This is a genomic window from Exiguobacterium aestuarii (assembly GCF_020171655.1).
Lineage (GTDB): Bacteria > Bacillota > Bacilli > Exiguobacteriales > Exiguobacteriaceae > Exiguobacterium > Exiguobacterium aestuarii_A.
The window spans coordinates 1,675,046-1,689,964 of sequence record NZ_JAIVAC010000001.1 but is presented as its reverse complement, the minus strand read 5'-3'; the positions used below and the strand labels follow the sequence as shown (position 1 = coordinate 1,689,964).

Annotated in this window: 13 protein-coding genes; 11 read left to right on the top strand and 2 right to left on the bottom strand. The window is 39.3% G+C overall.

Annotated features, from left to right (window positions below):
* From LCM29_RS08775 to LCM29_RS08740, 7 genes are all read left to right on the top strand, one after another.
* Positions 1 to 975 (top strand): SDR family oxidoreductase, encoded by a 975-nt coding sequence (locus LCM29_RS08775; RefSeq protein WP_224862105.1) that lies wholly within the window; start codon positions 1 to 3, stop codon positions 973 to 975.
* A complete protein-coding gene (locus LCM29_RS08770) occupies positions 975 to 2,081 on the top strand; it encodes a glycosyltransferase family 1 protein (protein ID WP_224862103.1) in 1,107 nt (368 codons plus the stop codon). Before LCM29_RS08775 ends, LCM29_RS08770 begins: the two co-directional genes overlap by 1 nt.
* A 40-nt stretch (positions 2,082 to 2,121) precedes the next feature.
* Entirely contained in the window at positions 2,122 to 3,420 is a 1,299-nt protein-coding gene (locus LCM29_RS08765) for a hypothetical protein (RefSeq protein WP_224862101.1), read from the top strand.
* Positions 3,421 to 3,508: 88 nt separating this feature from the next.
* On the top strand, positions 3,509 to 4,624 hold the full coding sequence (locus LCM29_RS08760) for a glycosyltransferase family 1 protein (RefSeq protein ID WP_224862099.1): 1,116 nt from the start codon (positions 3,509 to 3,511) through the stop codon (positions 4,622 to 4,624).
* A 129-nt stretch (positions 4,625 to 4,753) separates the two neighbouring features.
* On the top strand, positions 4,754 to 6,184 hold the full coding sequence (locus tag LCM29_RS08755) for a lipopolysaccharide biosynthesis protein (protein WP_224862097.1): 1,431 nt from the start codon (positions 4,754 to 4,756) through the stop codon (positions 6,182 to 6,184).
* 107 nt (positions 6,185 to 6,291) lie between these two features.
* Positions 6,292 to 6,657 (top strand): serine O-acetyltransferase, encoded by a 366-nt coding sequence (locus tag LCM29_RS15260; RefSeq protein WP_412093985.1) that lies wholly within the window; start codon positions 6,292 to 6,294, stop codon positions 6,655 to 6,657.
* Positions 6,658 to 6,881: 224 nt separating this feature from the next.
* A complete protein-coding gene (locus LCM29_RS08740; protein ID WP_224862095.1) occupies positions 6,882 to 8,054 on the top strand; it encodes an acyltransferase family protein in 1,173 nt (390 codons plus the stop codon).
* 1,008 nt (positions 8,055 to 9,062) lie between these two features.
* Here the strand turns inward: LCM29_RS08740 and LCM29_RS08735 are convergent.
* Entirely contained in the window at positions 9,063 to 9,995 is a 933-nt protein-coding gene (locus LCM29_RS08735) for a tyrosine-type recombinase/integrase (protein WP_224862093.1), read from the bottom strand.
* Positions 9,996 to 10,000: 5 nt separating this feature from the next.
* On the bottom strand, positions 10,001 to 10,453 hold the full coding sequence (locus tag LCM29_RS08730; RefSeq protein WP_224862091.1) for a sigma factor: 453 nt from the start codon (positions 10,451 to 10,453) through the stop codon (positions 10,001 to 10,003).
* 348 nt (positions 10,454 to 10,801) lie between these two features.
* On the opposite strand from LCM29_RS08730, the gene LCM29_RS08725 reads away from it, so the two are divergent.
* From LCM29_RS08725 to LCM29_RS08710, 4 genes are all read left to right on the top strand, one after another.
* Entirely contained in the window at positions 10,802 to 11,953 is a 1,152-nt protein-coding gene (locus LCM29_RS08725; RefSeq protein WP_224862089.1) for an ROK family transcriptional regulator, read from the top strand.
* Positions 11,954 to 12,119: 166 nt separating this feature from the next.
* On the top strand, positions 12,120 to 12,566 hold the full coding sequence (locus LCM29_RS08720; protein WP_224862087.1) for a hypothetical protein: 447 nt from the start codon (positions 12,120 to 12,122) through the stop codon (positions 12,564 to 12,566).
* A 24-nt stretch (positions 12,567 to 12,590) separates the two neighbouring features.
* Complete coding sequence (locus LCM29_RS08715; RefSeq protein ID WP_224862085.1) at positions 12,591 to 13,892, top strand: ABC transporter substrate-binding protein; 1,302 nt, start codon at positions 12,591 to 12,593, stop codon at positions 13,890 to 13,892.
* 67 nt (positions 13,893 to 13,959) lie between these two features.
* Positions 13,960 to 14,913, top strand: coding sequence for a carbohydrate ABC transporter permease (locus LCM29_RS08710; RefSeq protein ID WP_224862083.1), 954 nt, complete (start codon positions 13,960 to 13,962; stop codon positions 14,911 to 14,913).
* The last annotated feature ends 6 nt before the right edge of the window (positions 14,914 to 14,919 follow it).

Sequence of the window (14,919 nt, the reverse complement as noted above, 5' to 3'; positions counted from 1 at the left end):
ATGGGATACGAAAACGTTATTTTTGAAGAAAATTCATTTTTTTTAGTCACTGGTGGAGCAGGTTTTATCGGCTCTAACCTTTGTGAAGCAATTTTGAATAAGGGCTACCGTGTGAGATGTCTTGATAACCTATCTACGGGAAATAGAAAACATGTTGAAATGTTTTTAAATCATGAGAACTATGAGTTTATTGAAGGTGATATTAGAGATTTAGAAACATGTCTTGAAGCATGCAAAGGAGTAGACTTTGTCCTTCATCAAGCTGCATGGGGAAGTGTTCCTAGAAGTATAGAAATGCCTTTGTTGTACGAAGAAATTAATGTTATGGGAACTTTAAATATGTTAGAAGCAGCAAAACAAAACAATGTAAAAAAATTTGTTTATGCTTCAAGTTCATCAGTGTACGGAGATGAACCGAACTTACCAAAAATTGAAGGACGTGAAGGAAATATTCTTTCGCCTTACGCTCTTACTAAAAAAACTAATGAAGAATATGCTAGACTTTACAATACTTTGTATGGACTAGATACGTATGGTTTGAGATACTTCAATGTGTTTGGGAGGAGACAAAATCCAGAAGGAGCTTATGCTGCTGTAATACCTAAATTTCTAAAGGAACTATTAAGCAATGAGGTTCCAACGATTAATGGTGATGGGAAACAGAGTAGAGATTTCACATATATCGAAAATGTAATCCAAGCTAACTTAAAAGCGTGTCTAGCACCTAGTGAAGCGGCGGGGAGTGCTTATAATATTGCATTTGGAGGTAGAGAGTTCTTAATTGATATATTTAATGAATTGTCTAAAGCTCTAGAAAAGGATATTCAACCCATTTTCGGTCCAAATCGTGAAGGCGATATTAAACACAGTAATGCTGACATTAGTTATGCAAAAGAAATGATTAATTATAAACCAGAGTGGAGTTTCGAACGGGGAATTAAAGAGGCCATTGATTGGTATAAGGAGAATTTATAATGGATTTACCTATAAGAGTTTTGCAAGTTTTTGCACAAATGAACAGAGGAGGTGCAGAAACCATGATTATGAACATATATCGAAATATTGACCGATCGAAAGTTCAGTTTGACTTCGTAGTACATACGGAATTAGAATGTGACTTTGATGATGAAATACAAAGGTTGGGAGGGAAAATTTATAAAGTTCCTTTATATAATGGAAAAAATCATTTTCAATATTCTCAAGCATGGAAACTTTTTTTTGAAGATCATCCGGAATATAGAATAATACACGGTCATGTGAGAAGTACAGCATCAGTATACTTAAGTATAGCAAAGCGCTACAAGTTAGTAACAATAGCTCATAGTCATAATACATCTTCTGGAACAGGTTTTTCTGCTTTTGCAAAAAATGTATTGCAATACCCTATTAGATATATTGCAGATCATCTTTTTGCTTGTTCCAATTCAGCAGGGCAGTGGTTATATGGATTTAACTCTATGAGAAAGAAGAATTTTCACATAATCAACAACTCAATTGCTACACAAGACTTTATATTTAATTATCAGAGTAGAGAACGGATAAGAAAAGAATTTCAAGTTGAAAACAAATTTGTTATTGGACATGTTGGAAGATTTCACAAACAAAAAAATCATGATTTTTTGATTGATGTATTTAAATCTATACATGAGAAGAACGGTAATTCAATTTTAATGCTAGTTGGTGATGGGCCTTTACGAAAATCGATTGAAGAAAAGGTTAAAAATGTAGGTTTAACCAATCAAGTGATTTTCACAGGAGTAAGATCTGATATTCCAGAACTATTACAAGCTATGGATGTCTTCGCTTTTCCATCTTTATACGAAGGTTTAGGTATTGTAGCGGTGGAAGCGCAAGCGGCAGGATTACCATGCATTGTCTCTGATAAACTTCCAAACGAGGTTTTAGTAACCAACTTAATAAAAAAAGAAAAGATAAATAAAACAAAATATTGGGTTAACTCAATTCTAGAGTTTAATGAAACTAAAGAAAGAACTGATACCTCCGATCAAATCAAATCTAATGGTTACGATATTGAAGAATCGACGGAATGGTTAGAGAGATTTTACCTGAAAAATGTATAATTACTTTAATTATTCAATTCATAAATATGGAGAATAACATATGTTTACCTTGATTTTAATATTTATCATTGAAGGTTTGCTAATCTTTTTTGTTAATCAATTTTATAGTTTTGAATTGATTAATTTACAAGTATTTTCTACAGTTTTAATTGCTATTAATTCGTTTGCCTACTTATTGTTGATTGTAAAATACTCAAACAATAAAAAAGAATATCTTGTTCTATTTTTTGCGTACTTCGTCAGACTGTTGTTCCTCTATTGGGATATATATGGTAGAGAAATATTCATCCTACCTAATAGCGGGATGGATAGCGAGATGTATCATAGTAATGCAATAAATGTTTTAAAAGGATTTGATGCGGAACAGGGTGGGAATTATTCAATATTTTTGGGTAGCATTTATTATTTTTTTGGAGAACAGAGGATTTTGGCACAGTACCTCAATGTTTTGTTCGGGGTCTTTACTATAATTTTAATTAAAAAAATACTTGAAAAAATTAAAATCAATAATCGGATGAAATTTTCACTACTGTTATTGAGTTCATTTCTGCCAAACTTAATAATAATGAATTCAATTTTGTTAAGAGAAAGTATAATAATTTTCCTTATTGCTTCTTCATTATATTTTTTTGTTAAGTGGTGGGAAATGGATAGTGTTAAAGACTTGTCAATTTCAATTACTCTTCCGATAGTGGCGACTTTATTCCATTCCGGATCGATTGCAATTTTAGTAGGCTATATGTTTGTTATTATATTTTACAATAACAAACTGCAAAAGTTTGATATTAATTCTAAAACGGTCATGTATAGTTTGATTTTTTTATCACTATTTTACGTGGCCAATAATTTCTATAATGATGTTTTATTCTCGAAATTTAGTAGAGTTAGCTCAATATCTGATATTACAGATACAGCAGCGCTCTACACTTCTGGCGGATCTGCATATTTACAAAACTTGAAAGCGGATAATCTCTTCACAATGATTTTATTAACACCAATTCGAATGTTATATTTTATCGGTTCTCCATTGCCTTGGAATTGGAGAGGACTTCAAGATATCTTTGCGTTTATATTTAGTAGTTTGTTTTATATTACGACTATAATATATTCACTTAGAGCGTTAACAGTGACAAACAATCGATATAAGAATCTACTAATTGGACTATTGTTGTTTTCACTAATTACTATGTTATTTTTCTCATGGGGAGTTTCTAATTCGGGTACGGCATTAAGGCATCGAGAAAAATTTATAAGCATCTATATTATCATGTTAGGTGTTAGTTGGATGTCGTTAAAAGAAAAGCTACCAAAAAGGGCTAAAAAAAGATTTATGCGTTAAAAAAATTCTTTATATTTTTACGCATCAGATTGGTTCATTTATTTATAGGAATTAATTTAATTGAATTAAAAAGACGAGGTTAATTAACATGGAACGAAAATTGAGGGTTTTACATTATGTACCAGGATTTGATCAAGGTGGCATCGAATCTAGACTTTTAGATTGGTATAGAAATATTGATAGAAACAAAATTCAATTTGATTTAATTAAATTGACGCCTGATAGAAATAATGATTTGATCGAAGAATTTAAATTGTTAGGCGGGAATGTATATACGTTGCCGAAGTTTTCTCCGAAGAATTTCTTGTCATTCAGGAAAGAACTTAGATACATGTTTAAATCTAATGACTCCTATGATGTAGTGCATTGCCATTCTCCTGCAACTGGATATTTCTTTTTAAAAGAAGCTAAAAAAAACAACGTACCTGTAAGGATTTTGCATTCTAGAACAACTCAATTTAATAGTGAGAGTACTTTTATTTTTGTGCGGCATCAATTAAAAAAACTTGCTAATAACTATGCCACATCTTATTTTTCCTGTTCTAATGAAGCGGCAGTTTGGCAATTTGGCGAAGAAGCCCTTTTAAATCAAAATGTCACAATAATTAACAATGGTATTGAAAGTTACAAATTTAAATTTAACTATAATACACGCATAAAAATTTTAAGTGAACTTGAATTAGATAATTGTTTTGTAGTAGGTCATGTTGGTAGATTTGCCACTGCAAAAAACCATTTATTTTTGATTGATGTTTTTAATGAAATTACTAAAAAGCAAAAAAACGCAAGATTAGTTCTCATAGGAAGCGGATTGACAAAAAAAGAAATTGAAGAAAAAGTGAATAAACTAAATCTTTCGGATAAAGTGATTTTTTTAGGTGAAAAAAACAATGTAGAAGATTATTTTCAGGCTATGGATGTATTTTTATTCCCATCCCACTATGAAGGTTTCGGGACTGTAGCAATCGAAGCGCAGGCTGCAGGGTTAAAATGTATAGTATCGGAGGGAGTTCCAAATACAGTTGATGTAACAGACTTAATTGAACATTTACCTTTAGAGGCTGGTCCTATGTTTTGGGCCAATAAGGTACTTGAGTACTCAAGACCTTATGAACGTAGAGATACCTATGAAGAAATTGTAAATGCAGGGTTTGATGCAATTACTACCGTGAAATATTTATCTGAATTTTACAATAAAAATTAAATTATAATTAAGTCTAAAAGCAGAATAAATATTAGATTTAATCAAACTTTTAGGTTTTATAGATAAAATAATTACAAGGATAAGTAAATTATTTTCTGAAAAATAAATTCGTACAAAGAGTTGAAAAATGTGAAAACGAATAATTTATTTAAAAAATTTTTAACATACTCATATGGAAGTTTTATTGGTTTATTAATTGGATTTTTAACAACGATGGTTTCTACTAGGCTATTAAATCCGACTGAATTTGGGAAATCATCTATTTTTGTGCTGGTCATAAACATACTAATGATTCTAGTTATTATTGGTACTGATCAGACCTTTATGAGATTTTATTATGAGGAAAAAGAAGATAAAAGAGGTGGACTTCTATATAATGTCATCAAAATACCTTTATTACTCTCTTTACTATTCAGTATTTTAATTTTATGTTTTTACAAAGAAATTTCAGAGGTTTTATTTGGAGAAATTAATATTCAGTTAATATTAATTTTAATTATAGGGTATTTTTCTCAATTCATCCTTAGATTTGGTAATGTAGTTATCCGAATGAACCAAAGAGGAAATTTATTTTCTATAATAGAAGTTCTTAAAAGATTACTTCAACTAATTTTACTAATTATAATGTATTTCGTGTTTGGTGCTTCTTATAAAATCGTAGTGTATTCAACCGTTTTAACTTTCTTTATCCTGTCAATTATATCGATACTACTTGAAAAAAAATTCTGGTCTTTAAATGGTCTAAAAATAACAAATTTAAAACATAATAAATTTGAAATAGTACGTTATAGTTATCCTTTAGCGATTACTGTTTTAATTACCTGGCTCTTTCAATCATTTGATCAAATGGCAATTAGACAATGGAGTTCATTTGAAGAATTAGGATTGTATTCGGCAGCATTTAAAATCATAGCTTTACTAACAGTAGTACAAGTTGCATTTTCAACTTTTTGGACCCCTGTTTGTTATGAGAAATTCGAAAACAACTACAACGATAAACATTTTTTTACATTAACAACAAGTGTTGTGTCGCTTTTTATGTTTTCAGTAAGTATCGTAGTAATTATGCTTAAAGACTATATTGTTTTATTGTTAGGCGCTGATTTTTATGATGCAAGTAAAATTATTCCTTATTTGGTTTTCATCCCTTTAATGTACACTATTTCTGAAACTACTGTAATGGGAATAAATTTCTATAAAAAGCCTAAATGGCATGTTTTGATTGCATTATTATCACTTGGTGTTAGTGTCATACTGAATATTATTCTAGTGCCGAATTATGGAGGAGTAGGTGCTGCGATTGGAACTGCAATCTCCCACATCATATTCTTTACTTTGCGAACATTGATTTCATTAAAATACTATAAAGTAGACTACAAGTTAAACAAAATATTTACCATGATTGTATTAGTTTTTTCATATGCACTTTTAAGTTTAGATGACTCAATACAACATATTACTTTAGGAATGATCATACTTTTTTTGAATATTATTATTTACCGAAAAGATATTATAAAAGTGTATAAAAAAAATATTAGTAGGTCGTTAACTAACTCTTAAAGTTTATTTGGAGGTTTCCATTGAAAAACAACAATGCAGGTCGAATATTTAATTTATCAAGAAAGTTATATTTAAAAAAAATACCTTTGGTTCCAAAAATTTTATGGATGATTAATAGAGTACTCTTTTCTTGCGACATACCTTTCAAAGCAGATGTAGATAAATCGGTCTATTTTTCTCATAATGGACTGGGAACAGTATTAAATGAAAATTGTAAGGTTGGAAAAAATACTACTATTCTTCAACATGTCACTATAGGTGGAAATATGGGAAAGAAAAGAATGATAGATGATGTACTTAGGTCAGCACCCATTATAGGTGAAAACGTTATTTGTGGAGTAGGAGCCAAAATTTTAGGTCCTGTAAAAATCGGAGATAACTCTAAAATTGGGGCTGGATCTGTAGTGTTGAGCGATATACCAGATAATTCAATCGCGGTAGGCATTCCGGCCAGAGTAATTAATTCAAAATAAATATATGACTTTTCGATAAATTCTTAATTTTATGATATTGATATAAAGAAATCACTCTATATGAATAATCATTAAATTTGTAGTTGGAAAGAGCTCAATCAGGCGATCAAATTACATTATTATTGAACGCCTGTTTTTTAGAATTTTAAATAAAGTTATCATAATTTAAAATATAAAAAATGATTTTTGATAAGAACGTAAAAATATTGAGAAGAGTGAAGAATATGAAAAAGCATTCAATTGAACTTGATTCACTAAGGGGTCTTGCTGCATTATCTGTACTAATAGGACATTTTTTAATTGTATATCCGCTTTTTGAATCCAATACCTATGGCTTAAAAGGAATGGAAGTCTTAAATTTATTTAAATATACGCCGTTGCACTTCTTTTGGTCAGGTCACCAGGCTGTTATATTATTCTTCGTACTAAGTGGTTTTGTTTTGTCTCTAGCATTCTACAAAGAGAATTTCAATTTTACAAAAGAATGGTATTCAATATATATTGTAAAAAGACTTTCTAGAATTTATATTCCTTACATAATATCAACTGTTATTTTTATAGTTTTGTTTATAATAATTAATCCAAAAATAAACATAGGATTTAGTGATTTTGTCAATAGGAACCTTAACAAAGAATTTAATGTATTTGATATAATAGGTCATTTATTCTTAATCGGCGATTACAATGCAAAAGCAGTAAATCCAGTAATATGGTCTCTTATACATGAAATGAGAATTTCCATTATTTTTCCTTTTTTAATGTTGGTAATTTTAAAACTTGACACTAAATTTATAATTAGTTTTGCTATAATAGTTGGAGTTTTTTCACAAGGAATTATGTTTTTGTATGGAATGACAGAAGAAACTGGAATTGTTTATACTTTGTATTTTACTCCATTATTTATGATGGGTGCTTTAGTTGCAAAGAACATTTCAAAACTTACTTCTTTTTTCAAACAATTAAACCTACGTACTCAAATTTTTGTAGCAATTTTATCTACTACACTATATACATTTCCATGGATATTCTATGGACTAAGTGAAATTCATATAACTGTAATTGATGATTGGGCAACGGCTTTGGGAGCTTGTTTATTTATTGTTTTGGCCATCTCGTCTAAGCGTCTTTCTAAATTATTGTCCTTTAAACCTATAGTTTTTACTGGCAAAATATCGTTTAGTCTATATCTTTATCACGTTCCGATAGTCTTAATACTTTTATATTTATACCACGACTATTTAGCTATTTGGAATATATTGTTCATTAGTCTGGTGATAAGTTATATATTTGCAGCATTGTCTTACTACTTTATAGAAGTACCTGCTATGAAATTTGGGAGAAGAATATCAAATCAGAAAAATGAACTTTTTTCAATAGATAGCAAAGAGTTAGTTTAAATAAATACTGCAAAACAATCATTCCGAATGACCCATTCTCTCACTAAAAAAAATTAGTTAATATCCGGATGAACTTAATAAAAAATAACTACTTTCAACAGCGGTTTAAAATTGATTCTTCCTCACTTTTGATGAATGTAATCTTCGGAAATTAGTTTACTAGAAAGATTGAAGGGATCAATCATGTTAAACGATTTTCTTCCGGAACTAGAAGTGGCCGAGGTGAATCATCGTGATGAAGCACTTCAGTTTATTTGTCATGGAAAACAGTCGTGTGCACTCTATCCCTATTGCACTAAAATATCACATTGTGTCCATAGCCGATACATCAGGATGTCGCACGATGAGCGTGTGTTCGGATATGATTTGCAGCTACGGATTCAGGCAAGACGTTTCTTCTGCGATGAACCAAGCTGTCCCTCAAGCATCTTTATGGAGAAATTTTCTTCCTTGTGTCGACCACACTCCTGCACAATCATCTGTGATTTAGAGACACCAAGCTTGATCACCTTTCTTCCCTTTCTGGATGTCAAAACCGTCTGTGTTTGGATTCATTCGTATTCCACCACCCAGCTGGTGGCACTCGACGGGTCCATCAAGTTTCGAGAGGTCATCCGTTTGGCCGATGAAACTATTCAGCATATAGAGTGACCGATGGCATATGTTTCATAACTTAGAAAAGAAAATTGAAGACATCTTAAAGCGACGTCTTTCATCTAGCGAAGAAATCCTTCTCGAACCGGATGGTCTATATTTTGAGCGTGAATTGACAGACGCTGAAAGAAGAAAATGACCGCTTATTCTCTCAGTACAACAGGATGCGAGACAGTGCATTCTGATCTTCGAGTTGATCAGATATCACCTCTATCTACTTTGTCTAGAGTGTATGTAAGAAGGAGTCCGTAAAAAGAAGGAGCCGTGGAAGCGACTTTTCAGCTCCCAATAGCTCCGTTCTTGTGATTCTAACTGGGTTATTTCCCAGTCTCTTTTTGAATTCGCATCTTAAGTTTAGACGTATTTATTTACTTCTTTTTTCACGAATTTATCTTCTTCCCGATTCTTCGCATTCAACACTTCAATTGTTTCTTGATTCTGTTCTTTCGAGATGTGCAGATACAACTCGGTCGTCTCGGTCGAAGCATGTCCGAGTAATCGACTGATTTTCGTTATTTTGACATCGGCGTTATAGAGCTCGGTTGCGAAGCTGTGACGGAGGACGTGGCTCGTGATTCCGAATCCGAGCTGTTCTTTTGATACTTCTAAAAGATATTCATTCACATAGTTCGCTCGTACTTTTGAACCGTTCGGCATGATGAACAAGTATCGCGAGTCTTTGTCTGCTTTTGGTCGCTCGACCTGAATATAACGCTCTAACGATTTTCGGATGCGTTCGGTCATCGGCACTTCCCGCATTTTATTCCCTTTCCCATGTCGAATGATGATGTCGTTCGACTCAAACGATACATCCTCAAGTTTTAAATCTAACGTCTCACTGATTCGGAAACCGGCATCGCAGCCAATCAAAAAGATGTTATACAATGTCGCGTTGTGTGCATGATGCAGCAGTTGATTCACCTGTTCCCGATTTAAAATCACATATTCCCGTTTTGTTTCGGCACCGGGTACGTTGACGAATACGAACGGATTACATGTGATCCATCCTCGTTTGACCGAGTAGGACATGAACGACTTGAGTACACTCACATATTTTTTGATTGTGTTGGACGCTAGCTCTTCATCTACTAGTTTGTCTCGATAAGGGAACGCGTGGTCAGTTTCATCCACGTCTTTTAAGAAAATCACATTCGACTGCTGCATCATCTGCTCGAATCGACGTAACGTGTTCCGATACGTCTTCACTGTCTCAGGTGAGCGTTGTTGCCGCATCTCTACATCTTCCAAGTAACGCGTGATCGCTTCTTTGATTTGAATCGGTTCCATTATTTTCACTCCTTCGAATATAACTCTTCTCGCAACTCACGTTGAACGTCGGCCTTATACGCACGCAATCGGCTTGCGGAGTAGTCGAGCGTCTGTTCCGTGCCGTCAATCAGGTGACAGAGAAGTTCGAAGTGGCGTGGAGATAGGGTCTTTCGTTGTTCGTCGAGCCAGTCAAACAGATGGCGCTCGGATGTCATACATTGCTCGGGGAGCCGTTCGGCTGCGACCTCATGTTTCAAGTGCCGTGCGTTCTTTTGCTGATGATTCAGGATCGCCCCACGGATGCGCTGGAAGCAGTATGTCTTCGATAGCGTACAGCCTCGGTTCAAGGCTTCCCATAGGGCGATGCGGGCAATTTGGACACAGTCGTCCTGCTCGTTCGGGTGGATGTTCAAGTGGCGGATGACATAGTGGATCATCGGCTCCCATTCTGTGATTTGTTCGTCAATCGTTTTCATCGTCAATTCTTTTCCGAGCGCTCTTTCGTATTCCTAGGTTAGAGCGAGTATAAACGCTATTCTTCTCCTTTCTGTCGTTGTTACACCAATGCCTAACGCCTCTGTCACCTTAATCCACATGTTATCGGAGATATCCCCTGGGCTTATGTGTGATAAGGGCGGTCGCTAGGCGGGGGGAATAGCGTTTCTTTCCTGTTGGCATTGTATTAACCAGTCGAATCATTTGATTTGACCGATATGAGAGAAATAATCCATCATTTCTTGATGAAAGAATGTTTCAGTCAACCGCTGACCGCTTTCCTGGACATGCTATACTAAAAGAAAATGACAGGAATAGGTGGAATGGTCATGGGGAACACAACACCACGCAACTCCAAATGGATGAGGTCCTATAATCGGGCGCTCATCCTTCGGCTCATCCGGCTCCATCAGCCGGTGTCCCGTGTCGAGCTCGCCAAGAAGACGAGTTTGACGAAACCGACGATTTCGAACATCGTCAATGAACTGAAAGAAGAAGGACTGATCAATGAGCGGGAGCTCGGCGTCTCGAGTGGGGGACGACGCCCGATCATGCTCGAGCTCGCGGCGAGCGACCGTTTCGTCATCGGGATCGATGCGACGCAGCGAAAGCTCCATGGGGTCGTCACGAACATCCATGGGGAACTGCTCGACGAGGCATGGCATGACGAACGGTTCGATACGAACGAGGAGTTCATCGACGCCATCGTTGCACTCTACATAACGTTGAACGACCGTACGGAAGGTGATGTCATCGGACTCGGCGTCTCTGTCCACGGGATGGTCGAGGCGGGTGACGGGGTCGTCTTGTTCGCGCCACGTTTTCACTTGCACGACATCCCGCTCAAGCATGAACTCGAGAAGCGGCTCGGCCAGCACGTCTTCGTCGAGAACGACGTGAGGACGCTCGCTCTCGGCGAACTGTATTTTGGGGAAGCCATCGGCATCGAGGAGTTCTTTTATGTGTATGCCGGGTACGGGATCGGGGGAGCGTATGTCCACGCAGGCGAGTTGATCGATGGGGAGCATCATATCGCCGGTGAGATCGGACATATGCGCATCATGCTCAATGGACCGATCTGTTCGTGCGGCAACCGTGGCTGTTTAGAGGCGGTCGCAGGTGAGCGTGCCATCTTGAACGAGGCCCGTCAACTCGCGCATGACCTGACGCTCGACGACCTCCGTGATTCCGTAAGCGCGAATCAAGACGTCCGAAAGCTATATGAACGGGCCGGTGAATACATCGGCATCGCTACACTCAATATGATTCATCTGTTGAATCCGGGTCGCATCCTGCTCGGGGGACCACTCTTCAACTATGCACCGGACGTCGTGACGAACATCCAGGAGCGTGTCGCCCAGACGGCGCTCACCCTCGATGCCCGTCAGACCGACATCCGTGTCGTCCCGTGGAACGTCAGCCAAGGCGCGCTCGGGGCCGCGGCACTCATCACGAACGAGATGTTCGGTGAAATCCAATGAAACAACGAGTCGTCTTTCTCTTGCAGAAAGGCGATTTTTCATTTCTTCATAAGAAAGCGTTTACAAAATAAACAAGGGCATGATATAGTCTATGTGTAGTTAGATAATAAATTTAATTTACTAAGTAAGGGGTGACACTCTCAACGACACGTTTGGAGGGGTAGCGATGCAAAAAGAGACACCATTGAAAGACCAGTTCCACGCGATCTTCGGTCGCTACGGGGCGACCCGATTGTTCGCACGACACGACTTCGCCTTCGACGAAATGGAAGCGTTCACAGGCGAGGAGACGAGCATGATCATCACGCGCTCTAGACGCGACGGCATCTTTCGTCTTTATGACGAGGAGACGCGTGACATCCGATTGTTCCGGGCATCGACGCTCTCTCGCGATGTGTCGTTCGACGACATGGACGGCTTGTTCGAACTGTTGCTCTGGCGATTGAAAGAACAAGACGCATTGCCGTTCGGGGCGGACCTTTACGTCGTCGGCCCATACATAGACGAACCGAAGCTCGATTTGGAACTGATCACGTACACGTTGACACGGCTCGGGGATCGCCCGATGCCAGACCATCTTATTCGGGAGTTATGCCATCGTATCGTGGCGTGACAACACATTCAAAGGAGAATGAACATGAAAAAAACGACGATTGCACTCGCATCATCTGTCTTAATGCTCTCATCTTTACTCGCTGCGTGCGGCGATGACGAACAAGCGGCGGCGACAACGGAAGACGGCAAGCCGGTCATCACATGGTGGGGCTGGGCGCCACAACCTGAAGTCGGGGAAGAAATGGCGAAGGCGTTCAACGAATCGCAAGACGACTACGTTGTCAAATTCAAGCGTCTCGAAGACTACGAGCAACAGCTCCAAGTCGCGATGCTCGGCGGTGACGGTCCGGACGTCATCGGTCTCAAAGAGCCGATGATCCCACAATACAAGGACCGCCTCGTGCCAGCGAAAGACTATATGGACAAAGCGGCCGGCGAAGGCTGGAAAGACAAATTGATCGAGCTCGGCGTCGAACAGACGACGGTCGACGGCGAACAGTATGCGGTACCGGTCGGCTTCACAGGACAGGCATACCTCATGTACAACAAGACGCTCCTCGACAAATACGGCGTGACACCGCCGAAGACGTATGACGAGACGGTCGCAGCGATCGACAAGATCAACGCGTCAGGCGACAAGGTCATCCCGATGCAGCTCGGTGCGAAAGATGCATGGGTAGGCGTCGACGTCTTCAACGTCTTGAGCCACCAAGTCGCACCAGGCTACATCCAGGACGTACTCGCAGGCGACGCGAAGTGGACGGACAAAGAGATGGTCGAGACAGCTGAACTTTGGCAACAACTATACGAAGACAAAGTGTTCCAAGAAGGGGCATTGGGTCTCGCGACATACATGGACGGCATGAACAACTTCTTCGACAAGAAAGCCGCCATGTGGATCATCGGTTCATGGGAAGCCCACTCGATGACGACGGTCGAGAAGCGTGACAAGTGGAACAACTTCGAAGACGAGATCGGCTTCGTCCCGATGCCTAACCTCGCAGGTGGCACAGAACAACCGGTCATCGCATCGATCGACATGGCACTCGGTGTCAACAAAGAGTCGAAACAACAAGAAGGTGCGGCTGCCTTCATCGCTTATATGACACAAGGCGAAGGCCAGGCGCTCTACATGGAGAAGTTTGAGATGGCACCAGCTGTCAAAGACATCGAAGTCGCATACGAAGACAAGTTCACGAACGACGTTGAGCGTGAGTCTTACGAAATCTTGAACGAGACAGTGAAGAATGCTGTCGCGGGACGCGGAATCCGTGACCCGAAAGTGTACGACGCACTCGGGAAAGAACTTCAAAACATCGCTGCCGGACAAGATGCGAAAGAAGCACTCGCACGCATCCAGGCGATTGCGGACCAAGGTAAATAATCGAACGAGCGCCAGTAGCCAGACTCACTGGCGCTCGATTTTTTGAATCTGAAAGTGAGGGAACCTTATGCAACAAGCAACCGATTTGAACAAGTCCAAGCCGAAGCTCGCGTCGGTGCCGCCGAGCGCGCCGAACCCGATCCGGAAGAAGGAGCGGATGAAGCAAAACTTGATCGGGTGGGCGTTCGTCGCACCGACCGTCCTGTTCGTCATCGCCTTCATCTATTACGGCATCTTCTATAATGCCTATCACTCGCTCTTCTCGTGGGACGGGATCTCGTTTGAGAAAGTGTATGTCGGCTTCGAGAACTTCGCACGGATGTTCCAAGACCCAGAATTTTATAACGCGCTCAAGAATACGGGCATCTTCACGATCTTGACGGTCACGATTCAGGCGGGTCTCGGGCTCGTGTTGGCCTATTTGCTTCACACGAAAGGCGCGGGCCGGACGTTCTTCAAATCGGTGTTCTTCTTCCCGGTCGTCTTGAGCCCGGTCGTCCTCGGGGCGGCATTCACGCAAATCTTTGACTTCCAGTTCGGCTACATCAACGAATTTCTTCGCATGATCGGACTCGGTGCCCTTGAGCAGAACTGGCTCGGTGACCAGGATGTCGCGCTCTATGCCATCATCTTGATCAACATCTTCCAGTGGACGGGCTCGTCGATGATCATGTACTACATGGCGATGCTCGCGATTGAACGGGAAGTGTTTGAGGCGGCCAATATTGACGGAGCAGGCTTCTGGCGCACGCTGTGCAGCGTCGTCTTCCCGAACTTGAAAGGGACGACGTTCACATTGACGATCCTCGGGGTCATCGGTGGTCTGAAGACGTTCGATATCGTCTGGATCTCGACGCAAGGTGGACCGGGTAACTCGACCGAGGTCATCTCGACGTACCTGTTCCGGAAATCGATGCTTCATCAAGAGGTCGGTTACGCCAGTGCCGTCGCCATCATCTTGCTCGCGATCGCGCTCGGTATCACGTACTTCCAGATGCGTGTACAGAAGAAAATGGACTAAGGGGGA

Coding starts and splice junctions, on each gene's coding strand:
- LCM29_RS08720 (WP_224862087.1), top strand. CDS start 12,120: ATGCAAAAAGAGACACCATTGAAAGACCAGTTCCACGCGATCTTCGGT.
- LCM29_RS08715 (WP_224862085.1), top strand. CDS start 12,591: ATGAAAAAAACGACGATTGCACTCGCATCATCTGTCTTAATGCTCTCA.
- LCM29_RS08770 (WP_224862103.1), top strand. CDS start 975: ATGGATTTACCTATAAGAGTTTTGCAAGTTTTTGCACAAATGAACAGA.
- LCM29_RS08765 (WP_224862101.1), top strand. CDS start 2,122: ATGTTTACCTTGATTTTAATATTTATCATTGAAGGTTTGCTAATCTTT.
- LCM29_RS08735 (WP_224862093.1), bottom strand. CDS start 9,995: ATGGAACCGATTCAAATCAAAGAAGCGATCACGCGTTACTTGGAAGAT.
- LCM29_RS08775 (WP_224862105.1), top strand. CDS start 1: ATGGGATACGAAAACGTTATTTTTGAAGAAAATTCATTTTTTTTAGTC.
- LCM29_RS08730 (WP_224862091.1), bottom strand. CDS start 10,453: ATGAAAACGATTGACGAACAAATCACAGAATGGGAGCCGATGATCCAC.
- LCM29_RS08725 (WP_224862089.1), top strand. CDS start 10,802: ATGGGGAACACAACACCACGCAACTCCAAATGGATGAGGTCCTATAAT.
- LCM29_RS08760 (WP_224862099.1), top strand. CDS start 3,509: ATGGAACGAAAATTGAGGGTTTTACATTATGTACCAGGATTTGATCAA.
- LCM29_RS08710 (WP_224862083.1), top strand. CDS start 13,960: ATGCAACAAGCAACCGATTTGAACAAGTCCAAGCCGAAGCTCGCGTCG.
- LCM29_RS08740 (WP_224862095.1), top strand. CDS start 6,882: ATGAAAAAGCATTCAATTGAACTTGATTCACTAAGGGGTCTTGCTGCA.
- LCM29_RS15260 (WP_412093985.1), top strand. CDS start 6,292: ATGATTAATAGAGTACTCTTTTCTTGCGACATACCTTTCAAAGCAGAT.